The sequence below is a fragment of the Bacillus horti genome (assembly GCF_030813115.1).
In the GTDB taxonomy this organism is placed as follows: domain Bacteria; phylum Bacillota; class Bacilli; order Caldalkalibacillales; family JCM-10596; genus Bacillus_CH; species Bacillus_CH horti.
In genome coordinates this window covers 42,110-61,068 of sequence record NZ_JAUSTY010000023.1, presented here as the reverse complement: position 1 = coordinate 61,068, position 18,959 = coordinate 42,110, and the positions used below count along the sequence as shown (strand labels likewise).

Annotated in this window: 15 protein-coding genes, 15 tRNA genes, 1 rRNA gene and 1 other RNA gene; 7 read left to right on the top strand and 25 right to left on the bottom strand. The window is 40.7% G+C overall.

Annotated features, from left to right (window positions below):
• Positions 1-61 precede the first annotated feature (61 nt).
• Entirely contained in the window at positions 62-1,771 is a 1,710-nt protein-coding gene (gene rnjA, locus J2S11_RS19745; protein ID WP_307397551.1) for a ribonuclease J1, read from the bottom strand.
• Between the two features lie 171 nt (positions 1,772-1,942).
• Here rnjA and vrrA point away from each other — a divergent pair, with 171 nt between their 5' ends.
• The 4 genes from vrrA to J2S11_RS19725 all read left to right on the top strand — a co-directional run bounded on the left by vrrA (position 1,943) and on the right by J2S11_RS19725 (position 4,643).
• Positions 1,943-2,530 carry a VrrA/YqfQ family protein gene (gene vrrA / locus J2S11_RS19740; RefSeq protein ID WP_307397548.1) on the top strand — a complete coding sequence of 196 codons (588 nt, stop codon included), beginning with the start codon at positions 1,943-1,945 and terminating at the stop codon, positions 2,528-2,530.
• Positions 2,531-2,552: 22 nt separating this feature from the next.
• Positions 2,553-2,954 (top strand): hypothetical protein, encoded by a 402-nt coding sequence (locus J2S11_RS19735; protein WP_307397546.1) that lies wholly within the window; start codon positions 2,553-2,555, stop codon positions 2,952-2,954.
• A 139-nt stretch (positions 2,955-3,093) separates the two neighbouring features.
• A complete protein-coding gene (locus J2S11_RS19730; RefSeq protein ID WP_307397544.1) occupies positions 3,094-4,005 on the top strand; it encodes a hypothetical protein in 912 nt (303 codons plus the stop codon).
• Positions 4,006-4,079: 74 nt separating this feature from the next.
• On the top strand, positions 4,080-4,643 hold the full coding sequence (locus tag J2S11_RS19725; protein ID WP_307397543.1) for an NADPH-dependent FMN reductase: 564 nt from the start codon (positions 4,080-4,082) through the stop codon (positions 4,641-4,643).
• A gap of 104 nt (positions 4,644-4,747) precedes the next feature.
• Here the strand turns inward: J2S11_RS19725 and J2S11_RS19720 are convergent, their stop codons facing one another.
• The 6 genes from J2S11_RS19720 to pdhA all read right to left on the bottom strand — a co-directional run bounded on the left by J2S11_RS19720 (position 4,748) and on the right by pdhA (position 11,056).
• Positions 4,748-5,035: a hypothetical protein gene (locus tag J2S11_RS19720; RefSeq protein ID WP_307397541.1), complete on the bottom strand. Its 288-nt coding sequence runs from the start codon at positions 5,033-5,035 to the stop codon at positions 4,748-4,750.
• A gap of 97 nt (positions 5,036-5,132) precedes the next feature.
• A complete protein-coding gene (locus J2S11_RS19715; RefSeq protein ID WP_307397539.1) occupies positions 5,133-5,948 on the bottom strand; it encodes a metallophosphoesterase in 816 nt (271 codons plus the stop codon).
• Between the two features lie 298 nt (positions 5,949-6,246).
• Entirely contained in the window at positions 6,247-7,665 is a 1,419-nt protein-coding gene (lpdA, locus tag J2S11_RS19710; RefSeq protein ID WP_307397537.1) for a dihydrolipoyl dehydrogenase, read from the bottom strand.
• A 3-nt stretch (positions 7,666-7,668) separates the two neighbouring features.
• Positions 7,669-8,970 carry a dihydrolipoamide acetyltransferase family protein gene (locus J2S11_RS19705; RefSeq protein ID WP_307397535.1) on the bottom strand — a complete coding sequence of 434 codons (1,302 nt, stop codon included), beginning with the start codon at positions 8,968-8,970 and terminating at the stop codon, positions 7,669-7,671.
• Between the two features lie 21 nt (positions 8,971-8,991).
• Positions 8,992-9,972, bottom strand: coding sequence for an alpha-ketoacid dehydrogenase subunit beta (locus J2S11_RS19700; protein WP_307397534.1), 981 nt, complete (start codon positions 9,970-9,972; stop codon positions 8,992-8,994).
• A gap of 1 nt (position 9,973) precedes the next feature.
• Positions 9,974-11,056, bottom strand: a complete 1,083-nt coding sequence (gene pdhA, locus J2S11_RS19695) for a pyruvate dehydrogenase (acetyl-transferring) E1 component subunit alpha (protein WP_307397532.1) — start codon at positions 11,054-11,056, stop codon at positions 9,974-9,976.
• Between the two features lie 121 nt (positions 11,057-11,177).
• On the opposite strand from pdhA, the gene J2S11_RS19690 reads away from it, so the two are divergent.
• Positions 11,178-11,918 carry an alpha/beta hydrolase gene (locus J2S11_RS19690; protein ID WP_307397530.1) on the top strand — a complete coding sequence of 247 codons (741 nt, stop codon included), beginning with the start codon at positions 11,178-11,180 and terminating at the stop codon, positions 11,916-11,918.
• 648 nt (positions 11,919-12,566) lie between these two features.
• Here the strand turns inward: J2S11_RS19690 and J2S11_RS19685 are convergent.
• The 17 genes from J2S11_RS19685 to zwf all read right to left on the bottom strand — a co-directional run bounded on the left by J2S11_RS19685 (position 12,567) and on the right by zwf (position 16,737).
• Positions 12,567-12,640, bottom strand: a tRNA-Gly gene (locus tag J2S11_RS19685).
• A gap of 3 nt (positions 12,641-12,643) precedes the next feature.
• Positions 12,644-12,720: transfer RNA gene (locus J2S11_RS19680), tRNA-Arg, on the bottom strand.
• Positions 12,721-13,127: 407 nt separating this feature from the next.
• A tRNA-Lys gene (locus J2S11_RS19675) sits at positions 13,128-13,203 on the bottom strand.
• Between the two features lie 76 nt (positions 13,204-13,279).
• Positions 13,280-13,355: transfer RNA gene (locus tag J2S11_RS19670), tRNA-Thr, on the bottom strand.
• A 5-nt stretch (positions 13,356-13,360) separates the two neighbouring features.
• Positions 13,361-13,436: transfer RNA gene (locus J2S11_RS19665), tRNA-Phe, on the bottom strand.
• A gap of 141 nt (positions 13,437-13,577) precedes the next feature.
• Positions 13,578-13,654, bottom strand: a tRNA-Asp gene (locus J2S11_RS19660).
• A 4-nt stretch (positions 13,655-13,658) separates the two neighbouring features.
• A tRNA-Met gene (locus tag J2S11_RS19655) sits at positions 13,659-13,735 on the bottom strand.
• Positions 13,736-13,745: 10 nt separating this feature from the next.
• Positions 13,746-13,821 (bottom strand) — tRNA-Val (locus tag J2S11_RS19650).
• Between the two features lie 143 nt (positions 13,822-13,964).
• Positions 13,965-14,039 (bottom strand) — tRNA-Glu (locus tag J2S11_RS19645).
• Positions 14,040-14,094: 55 nt separating this feature from the next.
• A tRNA-Ser gene (locus J2S11_RS19640) sits at positions 14,095-14,187 on the bottom strand.
• A gap of 36 nt (positions 14,188-14,223) precedes the next feature.
• Positions 14,224-14,299, bottom strand: a tRNA-Ile gene (locus J2S11_RS19635).
• Positions 14,300-14,309: 10 nt separating this feature from the next.
• Positions 14,310-14,386: transfer RNA gene (locus J2S11_RS19630), tRNA-Met, on the bottom strand.
• Positions 14,387-14,393: 7 nt separating this feature from the next.
• A tRNA-Asn gene (locus J2S11_RS19625) sits at positions 14,394-14,468 on the bottom strand.
• A 7-nt stretch (positions 14,469-14,475) separates the two neighbouring features.
• Positions 14,476-14,591, bottom strand: a 5S ribosomal RNA gene (rrf, locus tag J2S11_RS19620).
• A gap of 155 nt (positions 14,592-14,746) precedes the next feature.
• Positions 14,747-14,820: transfer RNA gene (locus J2S11_RS19615), tRNA-Gly, on the bottom strand.
• Between the two features lie 3 nt (positions 14,821-14,823).
• Positions 14,824-14,900, bottom strand: a tRNA-Arg gene (locus J2S11_RS19610).
• A 340-nt stretch (positions 14,901-15,240) separates the two neighbouring features.
• Complete coding sequence (gene zwf / locus J2S11_RS19605; protein ID WP_307397528.1) at positions 15,241-16,737, bottom strand: glucose-6-phosphate dehydrogenase; 1,497 nt, start codon at positions 16,735-16,737, stop codon at positions 15,241-15,243.
• Between the two features lie 235 nt (positions 16,738-16,972).
• Between zwf and J2S11_RS19600 the strand changes: the two genes are divergently transcribed.
• Together J2S11_RS19600 and speD are read left to right on the top strand one after the other, a co-directional pair.
• Entirely contained in the window at positions 16,973-17,566 is a 594-nt protein-coding gene (locus J2S11_RS19600; RefSeq protein WP_307397526.1) for a hypothetical protein, read from the top strand.
• Positions 17,567-17,786: 220 nt separating this feature from the next.
• Positions 17,787-18,188 carry an adenosylmethionine decarboxylase gene (gene speD, locus J2S11_RS19595; RefSeq protein WP_307397524.1) on the top strand — a complete coding sequence of 134 codons (402 nt, stop codon included), beginning with the start codon at positions 17,787-17,789 and terminating at the stop codon, positions 18,186-18,188.
• 185 nt (positions 18,189-18,373) lie between these two features.
• Here speD and rnpB read toward each other — a convergent pair.
• Positions 18,374-18,795, bottom strand: an RNA gene (rnpB, locus tag J2S11_RS19590) — RNase P RNA component class A.
• Between the last annotated feature and the right edge of the window lie 164 nt (positions 18,796-18,959).

The window sequence follows — 18,959 nt, the reverse complement described above, 5'->3', positions numbered from 1 at the left end:
AAAAGATCCCTTTATAAATAATTATTTCAGGTAAAGGGATCTTTATGCTCGATTATTCTTCCTACAGGATATTTGTAGATCTCTCCTGATTATTTGAACGTATATCTTCTTCATTAACCTCCATGATAATCGGGATAATCATTGGACGGCGTTGAATTTTTTTATAAATAAATGGGGCAACTGTATCAATGATTTGAGACTTAATGTTTGACCAGCTCCGAACCTTTTGATTCATCAAGTCCTCCATTAGTGCTTTAATTTTTGCTTCTGTTTCTTTAATCAGATCTGCTGATTCTCGAACAAAAATAAAACCTCTAGATATGACATCTGGACCCGAAAGAACTTTGAAGTTCTTCATATCGATGGTCGTTACAATGACAATAAGCCCATCATCAGAAAGCTTCATCCGATCACGTAAGACGATGTTTCCAACGTCACCAATCCCATGTCCGTCAACAAGCAAAGCTCCTGAAGGAATCTTATCTCCCACGTAGCCCTCTTTCTGTGTAAGATGAAGAACATCTCCATTTTCCATCAAGAAGCTGTTTTCTAGAGGAACACCTACTTCAGCAGCAATCTCTCTATGTTTAGCAAGCATACGATATTCACCATGAATAGGAATGAAGTATTTAGGCTTAAGAAACTGTAGCATAAGCTTCATATCCTCTTGGCTTCCGTGTCCAGACGCATGAATATCAAAGCTTTTTCCGTAGATCACATCTGCCCCCATGCGGAAAAGCTGATCAATAATGCGGTTTACATTTAATGCATTACCCGGAATTGGAGAGGAAGAAAACACAACCGTATCTCCCGGATTTAATTGAATTTGTCTATGGGCGCCTCTAGCAATTCGAGCAAGGACGGCCATTGATTCTCCTTGGCTTCCCGTACAAATAATCACAAGCTTATCATCTGGAATCCGGTTAATCTGATCTCCTTCAACAAGCATTCCTTTCGGTAAACGAATATAGCCTAGCTCCTGACCAATCTGAAATACCTTTTCCATACTTCTACCGAATACAGCGATTTTTCTATCATGATGTGTCGCAGCCTCCACAACCTGCTGTAGTCGGTATACGTTTGAAGCAAACGTGGCAAAAAGAATCCTACCTTCAGCCTTCTGAAACACTTCAATCAATGACGCTCCAACTTTCTGCTCTGATCCTGTATAGCCCGATCGTTCACTGTTTGTACTATCAGAAAGAAGAGCTAAAACTCCTTCCTCACCCAATGCAGCCAATTTAGCATAATCGGTTCCATGACCCGGTGGGGAAAAATCGAACTTAAAATCCCCCGTGTGAACTACAGGTCCTTCAGGTGTTCTAACAACAATTCCAATAGAATCGGGAATACTATGATTCGTTCTAAAGCAGCTTACTGATAAATGATTAAATTTAACTGTATCCTGATTAGAAAAAGGAATAAGCTTGCTAGAGCGTAACAAACCATGTTCCTCAAGCTTTGCGCGAACTAAACCTAAAGTCAGCTTTTCCCCATACAGAGGAACTTGAATTTGCTTTAAAATATAAGGAAGACCACCAATATGGTCCTCATGACCATGAGTTAGGAATATCCCCTTTACCTTTGATAGGTTTTCTACTAAATAAGAAACATCAGGGATAATTAGATCGATTCCAGGCATGTCCTCTTCAGGAAACTTTAATCCACTATCAATGATAATGATCTCATCTTTATATTGAATACCGTACATATTCTTGCCGATCTCATCTAATCCGCCTAATGCAAAAATGTTCACTTGATCTTTTTTCACAATCTCAACTCCATACTTTCAATCGTATTTTTCATTCATTTCTTTTATTATACTGGAAAAGTTAGCATAATTGTAGTTTTTCCGCTTAGCCCATATTTCTGAGTCCCTAGCACAAAACTCTCGCTCAGGACATATGTGTATCATGAAGGGCTCTCTGAAGGGAGGTACATGATGGTCAAGCAAAATCTCAATCTTGGCAGGCAGGCCGGATTTTTACTTGGGCAAGCTTCAAATCCAGCAGCGAATCCCGGATCTATGCTACCCAGCCCAACTCCGTTCATGAATCAGAGTGCACCCGTTTTGCCAGGTGGAAACTCACCGTTTTTTGGTGGGGGTTCCTCACCATTCTTAGGTGGACTGCCGTTTCAAGGTGGTCCAGGAAGCATGGCTCCCATGGCACCTGGTGGTACAGGTGGTGGTTTAGGAGGCATGCTAAAAGGGTTACTAGGGGGGAACGGAAGCTTAAACTTACCAAGCATACTTTCCAATGCACAGAAAATGATCGGAGCAGTAAATCAGGCTGGTGAAGTGGTACGCAACGTAGGACCAATGCTTCAAATGCTTAAAGGACTAAATTTGAGCGAGCTTTTACAGGATAATGACGACGAATTAAAGGAAGAAGAAGCTAAGCCGAAAAAAAAGCAAAAACGTAAAAAACGCTCCAAATCCAAAAAAGGAAAAGGTAAAAAAACAGCTAAAAGCAAAAAAACAGCTAAAAACAAAAAGAGAACAAAAAAAGCTATAAAAATAAAAAAATAAATAAAATGGAGGGAGAATCGTCATGGGTTTTTTATTTGGTGGACAAAATGCGAACGGGGCACCCCCCTACCCTTATAACGGACAGACGCCTAACATGTATAACCCATATTATCTACAACAACAAGGGATGAATGGCTTTCACCCTGCTGGAGGGCAGCCACTCTATCAAACACCTTATGGATATAATCCACATTCATTTGTTCCAACAGCGTCTCAGCAACAGCCGTATCCTTACATGAACCAAGATCCGCAGTTTCAGGGTCATCCGTTCCATTTGTACCCCGATTTTCAGCCTAACTGGAATCGTTATTCTACTTCTAGTTTCCCACAACCTTCACCTGCCTATACTCCGTACCCTTATCAAGGAGCAAGCTCAAATCAGTTACACTATGACGAATCAACACCAAACAATGTCACAACATAACGGATTACCTCGTCCTCATTATAGGCAGAATCAACATGGGTGTTCCTTGCGAACATCCTTTTTACCCCTTGACCAGCCTATTTTGTAAGCTCATAATGAACATAATACTTATATGTTTGTTTGATAGGGAGTTGCTATCTTGAAAAATTCAATACTTGTAGAGATTATTGGGAAGCCTTTTTCCGTTTTGCAATCGAAATCAGAGTATCCCATTTTAACCCCAGCTATGCTTAACCAAAGAAACTGTCTTTCCTTTGTTCACCAGCTTCCTGGTCTTCCTGTGAAGTCAGAAGCGATGAAAAAAAGGATTGTACAGCTTATCCTTTCTGGAGAAATTCTAGAGCTAGAAGAGCAACAAAACAACCTTCACGTTGTTGTTTGCTTTATATATCGGTCAGAAAAATGGATGGTCTCTCTAGATCAATACGGACAAGCCTGGAGCATAGGTGAATTATATTATCATGGAAAGCTTGCTTCAGGATTCGGAGCTAAAAAGTATCTTTTCGTAGGAGGGGCAATAGCCTTCCTTGGGGTTGCTTTTTTAGGCTACTCCTATTTTTCAAATCTATTTGAAGCACAAATTTCCTCTGAAGTAGAAAGACCTGTAAAAATAGCGAATACACATTCAGAGCAGAGACTAGTAACACCCGGTACTAGCCTTGAACAACAAGATAAGGAGCTAGAGGGGCAAAATGAGACCTACCCAACTATTCCAGTAGATCTAGACGATGCTCCAAATGCTGGTGAAACCGGCCTATTAGATTCACTTGAGCAACAAGAGGGGGTTGAACTAGAGAAATTAGATGATCCAAAAGGAATAACCGATACTCCTCAGCAGGTGGATGAATATTTTGTCTTGAACATAGAGCCTGGAATGAGTGGCATAGCAGTAGCTAGACTTTTAGAGCAACAGGGACATATAGGGGATCAGTATGAACTAATTGATCTTTTAAAATCTCTTGAGGTACAAGCCATCATTCAAACAGGAGCCTTTACAATTCCCAAGCACGCCTCTCATTCAGACATTATACGTATCATTACTGAAAAGTAGTGATAACCATTTACATCAAACATACTCTACTATAGTGGCACTAACTAGAGAGATTAAAAGGAGCTGGAAGACTGTTGAAAGTATTAGCTATAACTGGAAGTATGAAAGTAGAATCACGAACGAAAAAGGCAACAGAGATCGTTATTCAGGCCTGCAAGGAAGCAGCAGGAGATGAAATTACTATAGAGCATCTGCATTTGGCTACTTTTCCATTACCTCTATTTGATGGCCGTAGTGATATCTCTACCTATCCCGAAAATGTTCATACACTATTGAAAAAGGTGGAGGAAGCAGATGGTCTCATTCTTGCCTCTCCTGAATATCATGGTAGCCTAACTGGTGCTCTAAAGAACGCTTTAGATTTTGTTGGTGGACGTTCCATGGAAGGAAAAATCGTAGCCATTCTGGCAACATTAGGTGGAGCAGTCGCGACAAATACTGTGAATACGTTAAATCAAATTTGTAGGAACCTACACGCCTTCCCCCTGCCACTAAATCCATCTGTTCCTCGGTCGTATGAGGCGTATAACGCTGATGGCTCCTTAAAGGATGAGAAGATTCATGAAAGATTAGAGGCACTTGGACAATTGTTAGTGAGAGAGCTTAAAAAAGACATAGCCTATAAAGTAAGCTTATAGATAATGCTATAAACATAAACGAATAGTATTCCCAAAAAATTTAAACCTTCGACCTTATGTTTTAATATTGGGTCGAAGGTTTTTATTAAGCCCGTAGGCACTCTTTAATCAGCTTTTTCATCTTTTGTATGATTTGATTGCTGATATGTCTCTTGCACTAGATCATGTGTTTGTCTAATGGCTTCATTAGCTTCATTTGTTTTAGTTGCTTCATCATTTGCTGCGTTAAATTCATTAGCCTCATTTCCACCAAACTCCGTAGCAAACTCTACTTCATCAGCTCCAGCAACTTGATTATATGACTCTATCAAGGAACGGGAGTTAAGCTTCTGATCCTCAAATTCCTTAGAGTCTTGGTTATACTTTTGTGAACGTGGTTCTATATCTGACAATCGTATTACCCCCTCATGATTTTAGCTTCCGTTTGTTAGTATTCTCAAACGATTTCATAATTATCGGTTAGGGGAAAGTATTTAAAGAAATTGTTCATTAATTTGCAAAATCGTCATAAATACAAATAAGCTCTTTACGACAAATAGAATGCTCATAAGGATAACCAAAAGCATTATTTACATACTGAATTCCTTGCAGGATTTTATTCATATTTAAATGAGTATGACCGAAGACGTGAATATCAGATTTAAGATATCGAATCTGTTCCTCTAGCTTGTAGCTACCTAAAAGGGGGAAGATAGCTTGAAATTTGGCTGGGATGTAAGTTGGCATAAGATCTAGTCTAGGAACAAAATGAGAGAAGGTAATGACTTTAGAATTATTTTCTCTATTTTTCGAAAATGATTGAGGATCAGGTAAATGCTCTTTATTCATTTCAATAAATATTGCTGTTACATCTTCCTCTTCTAACCCATCCCAATCACAACGAAAAAAATCCATCCACCGTCCCCTTAAGCCACTGTTTAAAGAACCAAAAGAATAATCGTACCAGCCTAGTAAGGGAATGATACTTACTTTCTCATACGCACCCTCAAAGTGGAATGGTGATCTTTTTATCCCAAGCTTATCTAATAGTGCAGAGATTTTATGAAATTTTTCAAAGGATGTCATGGGGTTTGCTTTACGCTCTTTTCTAATCCAAAGATCATGGTTACCAGGGACAAAGAAAACCTCTCGGAAGCTATTCTTTATAGCAGCTAAGGCTTCTTCAAGAAGCGTAAAATTATCAGTTATATCACCAGCTAAAATTAATAAATCTCGCTCATAATTGTTCTGCTCTAACAAGTTATGTAACCAAAGCTGATTTTCCTTGTAATCGAGGTGTAGGTCAGAAATTGTATATATTCTCATCGATTCTCCGATCCCTTAACTTATTACTTGTTCATAGGAGATTTCCATTACTTAAAAGATACTCTAATCGTCTTTTTTCTATTAGTTGCTCCTATTCATCCTTTTCCTCTTATTGATACTTAAAGAGAAGCGAGATAAAATTTCATGTTTCATTATATCTAACTCTAACTACCTGTACAATGAAATACAAGGAAAAGCAAAAAACTTCCCACTCAACTAACAAATAGCTAAGTGGGAAGTTTCTGTAGCTAGATCAATCGTAGAAGGTTAACTCCTAGATCAGATCCTAGCCTAATATTTACTTTGTAATTTTGTGGATTGGATGACCTAAAGCCACCTCTGCTGCTTCCATTGTTAGCTCCCCTAATGTTGGGTGAGCATGAATAGTTAAAGCAATATCCTCAAGATGTGCTCCCATCTCAATAGCAAGAGTAATTTCAGCGATCATATTGGATGCTTCAGCACCAACGATTTGAGCACCAATTACTAATCCCGTTTCTTCGTCGGCAATAATTTTTACAAAGCCATCTGTCTCGTTCATAGATTGAGCACGTCCGTTAGCCGCATAAGCGAACTTACCAGCAGAAACCTTATAGCCCTCTTCCTTAGCTTCGGCCTCACTTAATCCAACACTTGCAATCTCAGGGCTTGAGAACACAACGGATGGAATAACTTTGTAGTCCACAACACTGGATTGACCAGCAATCGCTTCAGCCGCAACCTTACCTTCGTAAGAAGCCTTATGAGCTAATGCTGCACCAGCTACAACGTCTCCAATTGCGTAGATGTGACCTACACTTGTTCGACATTGCTCATCTACTTCAATTAGACCACGCTCTGTAACTTTAACACCTGTTGCTTCTAAGCCTAATTCATCTGTGTTAGGCTTACGTCCAACCGTTACAAGTACGTATTCAGCTGTGATTGATTTTTCCTCATCCTTAACCTTATACGTCACAGTAACATCGTTATCCGTTTGCTCAGCAGACTGAGCTAATGCATTCGTTTCGATTGTTACACCAGATTTTTTAAGGTTTTTAGTAACTGGTTGAACGGTTTGCTTTTCAAACAATGGTAGAATCTGATTGGAGCCTTCAAGGATCGTAACCTCTGTTCCAAATTTAGCAAAAGTTTGACCAAGCTCCACACCAATATATCCGCCACCAATAACAACTAGGCTTTTTGGGATTTCTTTCAGCTCCAATGCTTCTGTGGAGGAAAGAATTCTTTTACCGTAAGGAAATGGCTTTAATTCGATTGGACGAGATCCCGTAGCGATGATGCAATGCTCGAAGCGATAACGGTTAGCCTCGTAACCGTTAAGCACTCTTAGCTCATTATCTCCAACGAATAGAGCCTCACCTTTGAGAATCTCGATGTTGTTTCCTTTTAGCAGGCCTTCAACTCCGCCTGTTTGCTTTTTAATAATACCTTGTTTCCATTCTTGAACCTTCTCAAAATTAACAGCAACACTTTCTGCTACAATTCCCATAGCGCTCTCCTTAGAGTGCTGCATGATCTCATATTGGTGAGCTGCAGAAATGAGTGCCTTAGAAGGAATACAGCCACGGTTTAAACAAACTCCACCTAATGCATCTGAATCTACAATTGTTACTTTTTTTCCGAGCTGAGCAGCGCGGATAGCTGCTACATAGCCACCCGGTCCAGCCCCAACTACTAGGACGTCCACTTCTGTTGTAAATTCTCCTACAACCATGTGTTACACCTCCAGGATTAGTAATTGAGGATCTTCTAGTAACTGCTTAATGTAATTCACAAAGTGCTGAGCAGTTGCTCCATCAATTATACGATGATCAAAGCTTAAGGATAAAGCCATAACTGGTGCTACAACAACCTCACCGTCTTTAACCACAGGCTTCTCAGAAATACGTCCTGTTCCTAAGATAGCGACTTCAGGATGGTTAATGATTGGTGTGAAGAACATACCTCCAGCAGAACCAATGTTTGTAATAGTGATGGTGCTTCCTCTTAGCTCGTTAGAGGATAACTTTCCTTCACGTCCACGGATAGCTAGATCTTTAATTTGTTCAGCAATCATCCAAATGCTCTTACGATCAGCATCTTCAATGACTGGTACAATTAATCCGTTATCTGTATCTGTAGCAATTCCCACATTGTAATAGTGCTTATAGACGATTTCTTCTTTCTCGTCATCTAAAGAAGCGTTTAACGCAGGGAATTGGCGAGCTGCAGCTACTAATGCTTTAACAATAAACGGCAGATACGTTAGCTTCGTTCCTTTTTTCTCTGCTAATGGCTTTGCTTGTGTTCTTAGCTCCACTAGCTTAGTTACGTCCACCTCATCCATGATCGTCACGTGTGGTGCTGTGTACATGGATTTAACCATGGCTTTAGAGATGGCTCTTCTCATCCCTTTTAAGGCTACACGCTCTTCATGACGCTCTCCAGCTACTGGTGCTTTAGCTGATGAGCTTGGCTGTGATGTTTGCTCTTGACTTGCTTGCTCTTCTGTAGTAGTTTCACTTGCTTGTCCGCCACCAGAAGCAAAGGCTGTAACATCCTCACGAGTAATGCGGCCTTTAGGCCCCGTAGCTGTAACCTGTGTAAGGTCAACACCTTGTTCACGAGCTAGCTTACGTACACTTGGAGTAGCTAGAACTTTTTTACCAGAAGTCTCTTTATCCGCAGATTTTTCCTCGGCTTTTGGTGCTTCAGCAGCCTTTGCCTCAGCTTTTTCTTCCTTATCTGGCTCTTCTTGCTTCTCATCTGTTGCTTCTTCAGCCCCAGCAGGTAGATCTCCTTCTACCTCAACCTTTAGAAGAACATCCCCAACAATAGAAACTGTACCCTCTTCCACCACAACTTCTTTTACTGTTCCAGTTACAGGAGAAGGAACCTCTACTACTGCTTTATCGTTTTGAACTTCAACAATAATTTGATCCTCTTCAATCTTATCGCCTGGCTTGACCAACCATTTTACGATCTCACCTTCATGAATACCTTCACCTAATTCAGGTAGCTTATATTCGTAAATTGCCACGATGTATCCTCCTTTCTTTCCTTAAAAATCAAGTACTTGGTTAATTGCCTTTTGTACTCTCTTTGCGTCTGGTAACCACTCGTCCTCAATTAGACCAAATGGATAGACAGTATCAGGAGCCGTTACACGCAGAACTGGTGCCTCTAAGTGTAGGATGGCTTTTTCGTTAATTTGAGCGATAATTTCTGCCCCTATTCCAGCAGATTTTTGTGCCTCTTGAACCACGATAGCACGGTTTGTTTTCTCAACAGATGCCACAATCGTTTCGATATCAATTGGGCTTACCGTTCTAAGATCAATAACCTCAACCTTTGCTCCTCTTTCCTTTTCAGCAAGCTCAGCTGCTTTTAAGGATGTGTGGACCATAGCTCCGTAAGTGATAATCGTTACATCGCTACCCTCTTGAACAACGTTCGCTTTTCCAAGTGGAATCGTATACTCACCCTCAGGCACCTCACCACGGAATGAACGGTATAACTTCATATGCTCTAGAAACACAACAGGATCATTATCACGAATCGCCGAAATCAATAATCCTTTAGCATCATAAGGGTTAGATGGGATAACAACCTTTAAGCCTGGTGTTTGAGCTACTAACCCCTCTAAACTGTCGGAGTGAAGCTCAGGAGTTTTTACTCCTCCACCAAATGGAGCACGAAATACGATCGGGCTGTTGTAACGTCCACCAGAACGATATCTCATACGAGCAGCCTGAGCTGCTACGGAATCGAACACCTCAAAAACAAAGCCAAAGAATTGAATCTCAGCTACTGGACGGAAGCCTGTTAATCCTAAACCGATGGCTAATCCACCAATTCCAGATTCAGCAAGAGGAGTGTCAAATACACGCTCTTCTCCAAATTCCTTCTGAAGCCCTTCTGTAGCACGGAAAACTCCACCATTTTTCCCTACATCCTCACCGAAAACGAGGACTTTAGGATCTTTTTCTAGCTCAACTCTCATTGCATCAGTAATTGCTTGAATCATAGTCATTTGTGCCATATTACTTATCCTCCGTTCCGAACTCAGCTCTCTGTTCTTCTAAATGAGAAGGAAGCGTTTCAAACATAGAATCAATTAGTCCAGGAACTGTCATCTTTTCTATTTGGTCAGCCTTTTTGATCGCATCGCTAATATCCTGCTTCGCTTCTTCAATCACTTTTTCCTCGTCTTCTTCGGACCAAAGACCTTTTTTATCTAAGTATTTTCTAAAGCGAGTTAATGGGTCTTTTTCTTCCCACTCACTTGCTTCTTCATTCGTACGATATCTAGTTGGATCATCTCCAGCCATTGTGTGTGGTCCATAACGATACGTTAAGCTCTCAATTAGAGCTGGCCCGTTGCCTTCACGCGCTTCTTCGACAGCATGATTAACGGCAGCATAAACAGCCAAGATATCCATTCCATCTACTTGATATCCCGGGATACCTGCTGCGACTGATTTATGTGCTAAGCTTTCTGCTGCTGTTTGCTTTTCAACTGGTACAGAAATCGCATATCTGTTATTTTGTACAACGAATACAGCAGGCGCTTGATAAGCACCAGCATAGTTGATTCCCTCGTAGAAGTCACCTTGAGAAGTACCACCATCACCGATAAATGTCATAGCAACACGTTTTTCATTATTTAGCTTGAACCCATACGCTACTCCAGCTGCTTGAATAATTTGAGCTCCAATGATAATTTGTGGCATTAGCACATTAACACCCTCAGGAATTTGTCCTCCTGTTTGATGGCCACGAGAATATAAAAACGCTTGATGTAATGGCAAGCCATGCCATACAATCTGAGGAATATCACGGTAACTAGGAAGGATGAAATCCTCCTTATTTAACGCAAATTGAGATCCAATCATAGTCGCTTCTTGTCCTGCTACTGGAGCATAGAAGCCAAGTCTTCCTTGACGATTCAAGCTGATCGCTCTTTGATCCCAAATACGGGTATAAACCATTCTTCTCATGAGCTCTCTAAGTTGCTCATCGCTTAGCTTTGGCTCTAAGTCCTTGGAGACAACCTTACCACTTGCGTCTAAAACCTGAATGGTTTCAACTTTATTTGCACTAACTTGCGTAAGTGTCTTACTCATTAAAATCACCTCTTAATCTGATATACTAACTTTTATTTAGTCTTGTCTAAACATTGGAATTCATGTATGAGTTCGTTTAGAATTGGGGTAACATCTATATATATTAAAGGAGTTAGAAAAAATGAGCAAGCCTGAATATGTAAAAAGAACGATTATCAAAGAGAAAATCAACAGCACAGCCTTGAACGAGGAGCGCTCCTTCCGTGTTTATCTTCCCCCAGGATATAACGATCTACTTAGCTATCCAGTGCTTTACGCTCAGGATGGTCAGGATATTTTTATGTTCGGTCGCATCGCTACCATTGCTACAGAGTTAATCTTAGATCATGGATTAGAGCCTGTTATTATTGTTGGCATTGATGTGCAAAAAAAACATCGTACTAGTGAATATGCTGTTAACGGTGAAAAGCATTCAGCCTATATTTCTTTTGTCACTGACGAGTTAATTCCTTATGTTGAAAGCCATTACCCGGTAAAAACAGAAAAAGAACACAGACTTCTTGTTGGCGACTCTTTAGGTGGAACTGTTTCACTTGATCTTGCTATGGATTATCCAGAGCTGTTTTCTAAAGTGATTAGTCTATCTGGAGCTTATTTTGAACCAACCTATGATAAAATTCAAGAAAAAGGCTCGCTTGATCATTTAATGCTTTGGATGCTTGTTGGGACAGATGAAACTGAGGTAGAAACTCATCTTGGCACTTTTGACTTTTTAGAATGGAATCGCAAGACTAAAGAGTTACTTCTTGAAAAAGGAGCTCAAATCGAATACTTAGAGAAAAAAGGTGAGCACATTTGGGGTTTCTGGCAAAAAGAACTCCCTGTTGCATTACAGTACTTTTTGAAAGAAAAAGACTGGTAGTAGCTTACGCTTCTATCAGTCTTTTTTTACCCTTTTTCTTCACTTTTACACCTAGTTTCTTCTATAATATATGCTTTTTGTTTGAACGACTTCATTATCGCTGTTTGAAAGGCGGTTTTGAAGGAGTATTTATTATATTTGAGGAAGTGTGATATATAACACACTTGAGCGGTTGATCAGTATTCATGGTGATGGATTCCCATAGCCAGGTTAAATGATATAAAAAAATGTTAGTAGCTTTATGAATTAATCTCTCCTCGCATTCTATCGGCCATAAAATTCTAATGGTCATTTTTGCACCTTAGAGACGTTTTTTTGATCTCAAATAACTATAACGGCCATATTTGCACCTTAGAAGTTAATTTTTAATAAATCACTATAAAAATCCCCTTCTAAGGGTCGGAAATGACCGTTAGAGATCAGAAGAAGCAAAAATGTATATGTAAGAGTCAAATATGTCCGTTACAAATGGGCTATAACCTGTAAGTAATGGAGCGGGTGATGGGAATTCTCAAAAAGGCATTAAAAAACGAGCCCTTCGGACTCGTGGATAATTCGGAATTTTTGACGTGCATCCTACTTAGCTTACTCTTCGATGTCTTCACGGATGATCGACCCACTGTGGGTTCTCTTCCGTATGTAAGTAAGTGGAGCGGGTGATGGGAATCGAACCCACGCTACCAGCTTGGAAGGCTGGAGTTCTACCATTGAACTACACCCGCATATGGCGTGCCCTGAGAGATTCGAACTCCCGACCTTTTGATTCGTAGTCAAACGCTCTATCCAGCTGAGCTAAGGGCACATATCTTATTAATATCCATTATAACAGATTCTTAACAAACTTACTCAAATCTTTTGTTGCTACTTTGTAAATGGTGAGCCATGAAGGACTCCGACGCGCAGCTAGTCTCGTTTCCTTACCTTCCCTTATTCAAAATACGAGGGAACCTATAAGGAGAGTCCGGCTTACGCTACTTTTGTAATGGTGAGCCATGAAGGACTCCGACGCGTTAGCTAGTCTCGTTTCCTTACTGTCCCTTATTCAATCAATACGAGGGAACCTATAAGGAGAGTCCGGCTTACGCTACTTTGAAAAATGGTGAGCCATGAAGGACTCCGACGCGCAGCTAGTCTCGTTTCCTTACCTTCCCTTATTCATCCATACGAGGGAACCTATAAGGAGAGTCCGGCTTACGCTGCTTTGAAAAATGGTGAGCCATGAAGGACTCGAACCTTCGACCCTCTGATTAAAAGTCAGATGCTCTACCAACTGAGCTAATGGCTCTTAACATAATTGTTATACAACAAGATGTTCTATAACAAAAAAAAATAAACTATCTACTAGCTTATTTTATTAAAAGTGGTGCCGGCGAGAGGACTTGAACCCCCAACCTACTGATTACAAGTCAGTTGCTCTACCAGTTGAGCTACACCGGCAAAAATGGTGGCTCGGGACGGAATCGAACCGCCGACACGAGGATTTTCAGTCCTCTGCTCTACCGACTGAGCTACCGAGCCATGATGCAAAAAAAAATAAAGCATTATTTGTTTTTAAAGTATTAATGGCGGAGCTGACGGGATTCCGACGCTTGCTAGTCCCGTGAACAACTTCCTGATTATCACCTTCGGGAGAACCCTTGGTGAGATTACGTGTTTTTATGGCGGAGCTGACGGGATTCGAACCCGCGATCTCCTGCGTGACAGGCAGGCATGTTAGGCCTCTACACCACAGCTCCAAGTTGGTTGCGGGGACAGGATTTGAACCTGCGACCTTCGGGTTATGAGCCCGACGAGCTACCAGACTGCTCCACCCCGCGACAATATATATGGTGGAGGATGACGGGATCGAACCGCCGACCCCCTGCTTGTAAGGCAGGTGCTCTCCCAGCTGAGCTAATCCTCCATTTATAGCTAATCATTTGATTAAAAAGATGGTGATCCGTAGGGGATTCCGACGCGAAGCTAGTCCCGTGAACCGCTTCCTTGTTTCTGCACCTTCGGGAGAACCCTTAGGTGAGAATCCCTAACTACTTCTTGAATAAAAGATGGTGACCCGTAGGGGATTCGAACCCCTGTTACCGCCGTGAAAGGGCGGTGTCTTAACCACTTGACCAACGGGCCATTTTAACTACTTTAAAGCTTGTCTTAAAATCAAGAGCTTGCTGAAGAAAAAATATGGCGGAGGAAGAGGGATTCGAACCCCCGCGGGCTGTTACACCCCTGTCGGTTTTCAAGACCGATCCCTTCAGCCGGACTTGGGTATTCCTCCACGAAAAGTATATGAATTAAAGCTCTTATAAGGTCTTGGTGGACCCTACAGGACTTGAACCTGTGACCTATCGGTTATGAGCCGACTGCTCTACCGGCTGAGCTAAGGGTCCAAGAAATGGTTGGTAGCGGCGGAGGGGATCGAACCCCCGACCTCACGGGTATGAACCGTACGCTCTAGCCAGCTGAGCTACACCGCCACAGTATTGGCTCCGCAGGTAGGACTCGAACCTACGACCGATCGGTTAACAGCCGATAGCTCTACCACTGAGCTACTGCGGAATAACTCGCCCGGCAACGTCCTACTCTCCCAGGGGTAAAACCCCAAGTACCATCGGCGCTGGAAGGCTTAACGGTCGTGTTCGGTATGGGAACGCGTGTGACCCTTCCGCCATCATCACCAGACAAATTATTTCTTCTTTTGAACCTGCTCAGCAGGGACAAGAGTTAGTATACAATGTTTAATTTTATTTTGCAACACCTTTTTTTTAAAAAAGTTTTAAGCTGCATTTTTCCATTTAAAAACCCTTGTTAGACAAGGATTTATTCAATCAGAATAATGGAGCGGGTGATGGGAATCGAACCCACGCTACCAGCTTGGAAGGCTGGAGTTCTACCATTGAACTACACCCGCACATGGCGTGTCAGGAGGGATTCGAACCCCCGACCGACGGCTTAGAAGGCCGTTGCTCTATCCAGCTGAGCTACTGACACATAGGATAAATAATGAAATGATCTATTCAGCTGTTTGTTGCGTTCCTTTTTTAAGGGACGTTTATTAATATAACATGTTCAAAAAGAGATTGCAACAAGTATTTTTTTCTTTTATTTATTTATGTAAGAATCCTTGCTATAAGTAGGCATTCCCTTGATTTATAGAAGGAATTAAAGAACAGGATCAGATCCTCTCTATCCAATATAAAGCATTCATTTGTTTGATGCAAGATAGAAAAGATCTGATTGCCATTTTAAATTACGATTTTCCTTACATTCATAAGAATTACATTAAGACTAACAATTTTTAAATTCCATTCACCCTAGTTAAAAGCAAGGTTTATTTTTCTCCAAATACCTGCCACCAATGAAACCCGTCCTTTTCGAGGAGCTCCTTTGCTTCTGTAGGTCCCCATTGACCAGCTTTATAGGTAGATAGAGGAATACCTTCACTCTTTTCCCAAGACTGAATAATTGGATCAACAATCTTCCACGCTAAGGATACCTCGTCCCATCTGGTAAAATACGTAGAATCTCCCTCTAAGACATCATTAAGTAATCGCTCATAAGCCTCTGGTGAGTTTATCCCTACAGTAGAATCATGACAAAAATCCATAGATATAGGAAGAATACTTCCTTCTGTCCCTGGTTTTTTAGCGTTAAACTTTAAATGAATTCCTTCCTCAGGGAAAATTTGAATCACTAATAAGTTGGGAGCTAAATTCCCATCTTTATTAAAGTACAAATATGGCATACTTTTAAATTGAATAATGATCTCTGTTGCTTTGCTCGGTAGTCTTTTACCTGTACGTATATAAAAAGGAACTCCAGCCCAGCGGAAATTATCAACCATAATTTTGGCAGCCACAAATGTTTCTGTTGAAGAATCTTCTGCTACATTTTGTTCTTCTCGGTAGCCCTTGACTCCCTCGCCTTGTAATTCTCCAGCTTCATATTGCCCTCTTACAACATGCTCCTGGATCTCTTGCTCCGTTTCCATTCTTCTTATCGAACGTAAAACCTTTACCTTCTCATCTCTAATTGCCTCGGCCTTTAATCGGCTCGGTGGCTCCATAGCCATCATTGTTACCATTTGAAGCATATGATTCTGAACCATATCTCGTAATGCTCCAACTTTATCATAGTAGGAGCCCCTGTTTTCAACTCCAACTGTTTCACTTGAAGTCAATTGAATGCTAGCGATATATTGGTTGTTCCATAAAGGCTCAAAAAAGGAGTTTGCAAAACGAATAACCTGTATGTTTTGAATCATTTCTTTTCCTAAGTAATGATCGATACGATAAATTTCCTCTTCTTTAAAAACCTGTGTGATCTTATCATTCAATTCCTCTGCTGATTCATGACTGTGCCCGAAAGGCTTTTCGATGATAAGACGTTTCCAGCCTTTCGTTTGCAATAAGCCTGCTTCTTTCAGTTGGAACGTAACTGGTTCAAATAGTCCTGGCGCAATGGCCAAGTAAAACAGTCGATTTCCGTTAATCTCTTGCCTTTGCTCTAATTTCTCTACATATGAAGCAAGTGCCTCGTAATCACTAGCTTGATTAATGTCTAACTGTACATAGTGAAAGCGTTGGATAAATCCTTCCCAATCCTCTGGACGAATATCATATCTTGAAAAAGCTTCTAATGAGTCTTTTATATGATGATAAAAATCCTCTTGCGTTAAGCTCCTACGTCCTAATCCCACTACAGCAAAGCGCTCTGGCAAATACCCGTCACAGTACAGACTGTAGAGGGCCGGAAAAAGCTTTCTTTTAGCTAAATCTCCTGTTGCACCAAATAGAACTAAAGTAGCGTATTTGTCTTCCTTGTTCATTCCTAATCCCCCATCTCCTACCATAGCGCAATAATTGCAGAATATTTTTATACGTTCTATAAAGCATTGTGCACTAATAGTATACACAAAATAAACTTATTTTTATATGTGAAGAGTAGAAAAAAGAACGAGAACTCAGTAAAAAATGTGCAAATAAATATGCACATTGCATTTTCCTTCACTAAAAAAATCTGCTATAATAGTTCCAAGATACTGTAAAATGGGAGAGATATTTATGGCCGCGAGGCTAATGACTGAGTACAAACAAATCAAAATTGATTTGGATGAAGTGCAGTTGCAGAAATTTATCGAGATGTTTCAAATGAAAGGCTTTAAAACAAAAGCCACCGTGTATGACAATGGAGACATTGGAAGTATCCAGTTCATTTTTACTGATCAGGGGAAGGAGTACTCGATAGTCCTTCAGCAAACAGGAGCCACAAGCTTTAAATTTGAAGGATCTTACCGCATTACAGATTGGAGCTTAGCTCAATTTATACAAAAAGCGGTACGTGAGTTTAGTGCTTCTGCTTTAGTACACCGTATTTATAAGGGGTATAAGCTTGAGTACAGCTACAAATTTGGTAAGGTTGCTCTTATTAGGAAGATTGTTGATAGCCAAGTAAACGTTATTTATAAATACGATGACCCTGTTTCAGAGCTGCAGCATGTCTTTTCTCAACAAATCGTTGAACGGCAAATCAATGAAGTGAAACAAGAAATTGATGATTTGCTTGATGAACGTAATATAACTGACACAAATAACAAGACATCTATTGATACAAAGCTACAAAAGCTTTCGCACAAATTATTTATTCTTGAAGGGTAAAGAATCAACTAAAAGGAATGCTGCAGAAAAAAAATCTGCACATTTCTTTTTTTTTTTCTAAAAAACTATTGCGGAAAAGGTGCAGTCATGATATCTTAATCTTTGTAATAAATAGGAACCAGGATTCACTCAAGGGAAACTCTCCTCTATATAGTGAATGGCGTAGGTCCTAGCGATGATTACTAACCATAATTTTGCTAGGAGAGGGGGTCCGAAAGATATGGAATATTCTACTTTCGGAAGACATGTTGCGATCGACACTTGGGGTGTTGATTTCGATTTGCTTAACAATGCAAAACAGCTACAACACCACATGATTGAAGCTGCAGAAGCTTGTGGAGCTACAGTATTATCAGTTCAAGCTGAACAATTTGAGCCACAGGGAGCTACAGTTTTAGTACTGCTGTCAGAAAGTCATCTTTCTATTCACACTTACCCTGAAAAAGGTTTTGCTGCTCTCGACTGCTATACATGCGGAGAAACAGTAGATCCTGAAGTTGCTATCGACTATATGGTTCAAGCACTGAAACCAGAGAATGTCTATGCACGTAAGATTATCCGTGGATTAGGTGAAATGCAGGTTGTAGAATCAGATATTGTGAAACAGAAAGTTCAAAAATAAAAACCACCATATGGTGGTTTTTTTATGTTTGCAAATTTGATTTGTGTTCATTATGTTCATTAGTTTCAACTCTTTACTTTGTTGCGTCTTTACTTTTGCTGCGTCTAGATTTCCTCGTCTATACTTTCTCTCTCATACATACAATACAACTATAAATATTGTGAGTAGCTAAAAAATTGCTAGTCAGTGGAAGTAAACCTATAAGCCGGGTTCTGTGCCTCCTAGTGGTAAAACGGCATAACCTCCCACCGTTGGAGTAGCAATCATCTATCTAGGCTCTACATCACTATAGAGCTCAAGCGACCAACCACGGATTACTTCGGGCAAAAGCTGCTGATTGTATCAGCTAATCCTCATTAGGTCTTGCACCAGGTGGGGTTTACCAGATCGAAAGTTACCAGTCGACCTCGTGAGCTCTTACCTCACGCTTCCATCCTTACCTGTGAAGTTAAAGAGAACCTTTAACTTCCATCGGCGGTTTATGTTTCTGTGGCACTATCCTTCAACTCGCGTTGACCAGCCGTTAGCTGGCACCCTGCCCTCTGGAGCCCGGACTTTCCTCGAACAGCGCCTTGCGACATCTGCTCGCGATTGCCCAGCTTACTTCCTCTAGCTATTCAACTATACACATCTCTTCGACACTTGTCAAAGCGATTCAAGTATTTATAAATGATTAAAGTAAAGCATAAAAAGTATAACATGCGCCTCTAAAAATGCTCAACCTGTACTTTTTCCCATATAAGCTGATATCAAGACACCCTATATTATGTT